Source organism: Galactobacter valiniphilus (assembly GCF_003575975.1).
GTDB lineage: Bacteria > Actinomycetota > Actinomycetes > Actinomycetales > Micrococcaceae > Galactobacter > Galactobacter valiniphilus.
Map to the genome: position 1 here is coordinate 1 of NZ_QQXK01000068.1, position 1,272 is coordinate 1,272.

At 67.1% G+C, this 1,272-nt stretch carries 3 protein-coding genes; all 3 read right to left on the minus strand.

The genetic code is table 11. The features are described 5' to 3' along the window. Nucleotides 1-82: 82 nt before the first annotated feature. The 3 genes from DWB68_RS15715 to DWB68_RS15725 are packed head-to-tail and all read right to left on the minus strand — an operon-like array spanning nt 83 to nt 1,030. Complete coding sequence (locus DWB68_RS15715; protein ID WP_119426050.1) at nt 83-451, minus strand: hypothetical protein; 369 nt, start codon at nt 449-451, stop codon at nt 83-85. Between the two features lie 8 nt (nt 452-459). Next, complete coding sequence (locus DWB68_RS16485; protein ID WP_199700483.1) at nt 460-807, minus strand: hypothetical protein; 348 nt, start codon at nt 805-807, stop codon at nt 460-462. Nucleotides 808-823: 16 nt separating this feature from the next. Next, nucleotides 824-1,030, minus strand: a complete 207-nt coding sequence (locus tag DWB68_RS15725; RefSeq protein ID WP_199700484.1) for a hypothetical protein — start codon at nt 1,028-1,030, stop codon at nt 824-826. Nucleotides 1,031-1,272: the final 242 nt, after the last annotated feature.

The window sequence follows — 1,272 nt, forward strand, 5'->3', positions numbered from 1 at the left end:
TGAAGCACGTCGAGGTCCTCGTGATAGATCAGGGAGTTAGCGCTTCTGATCCTCGGGGACCTCGACCCCTACCCGCCGAACCTCACCCGGCGCGCCCTACCCCCACCGAATGTCCGAAGAGCCCGTTGTCGGCGCGGCCCTTCCGCATTCGGTCTCGCATGTTCTCCGTGTGATCCCCCGGCTGCAGGTGGGCGGGGTTCACGCACACGGGCACGTCGCAGACGTGCATCAGCTCGCCCAGCTCCTCGAGCTCGATCTCGAGTGCGAGGGCGTAGGCGTAGCGGTGCGGGCGCACCATCCCGCCGGTGCCGGCGTGGAGGTAGTAGCGCCCGTACCCGTCATCGGCGATCGCGCCCAACCAGATCCAGCAGGCCCCCTCTGGGCCGCGGTGGACCTTGGACCAGAAGCGGCCCTCGCCCTCGGCGGTGCCCGGTGCTGGGTTCGTGGCCACGAACTCGTTTAGCCGGCGCGGCGGGAGACGAGGTACTCGGCCAGGGCCTCGCGCACCAGGTCTGCTTCCTTGCGGTCCTCTCGCAGGGCCAGGGCGGCGAAGCCGGCCTTGAGCTCCTGCGGGACGCGCGCGCGGATGATCGGCGATTCGCCGGCCGCGGCGCCCACGCGCGGGCGCCCCAGCACGACGCGCGTCATCTCCTCCACGCTGGCCGTGCCGGTCGCTTCCATGAGCAGCGCCTGCGCCTCTTGGCGCGATGCGCTCCCCCGCTTCACCGTGCCCGGCTTCACGGTGAGTTCGCCGCGCTCGGCGGCGCCGGCCAGAGCGTTCAGCTCGGCCTCTCGCTGTGCCTGCATCAGTCTTCCTCCTGCGTCAGTAGTACCGCCACTTGTCGGTGAGTTCCATCGCGTGGAACACCTGCATGTTCCGCGGCTCCCACAGGGCCACGATCACTTCAAGGTATCGATCAGTCTGCCCGTGCGGGTGGCCGATGTAGAGGACCGTGCGGAGGCCGTCTCGACCCTCAATCTCAGCAGAGACCTCGTGATGGGAGATCGCATAGAGCGCATCGGCTCGCAAGATCCCGTGACGTGCCGCGCTGTCCGTCCACTCAAGTCCCGTACCAAAAATGTAGCACAAAAAGAGGGCACGGAAAGATGTGGGCGCATATTCCGTGCCTCGCTGGACTGTGGATTATCGAGACTCACCCATGATCAAAGACTGACACGAAGACGTGGCCTTAGTCGGCGGACTGCGACCAAGGCCGTGAGACGGGGCGCGCCACCGGGGGCACTCGGAGGTTGCAAAAGTGAGCGCACGCC

Bases quoted from the DNA above. Each gene is read 5' to 3' on its own strand.
- DWB68_RS16485 (WP_199700483.1), bottom strand. From the start codon at position 807: ATGCAGGCACAGCGAGAGGCCGAGCTGAACGCTCTGGCCGGCGCCGCC.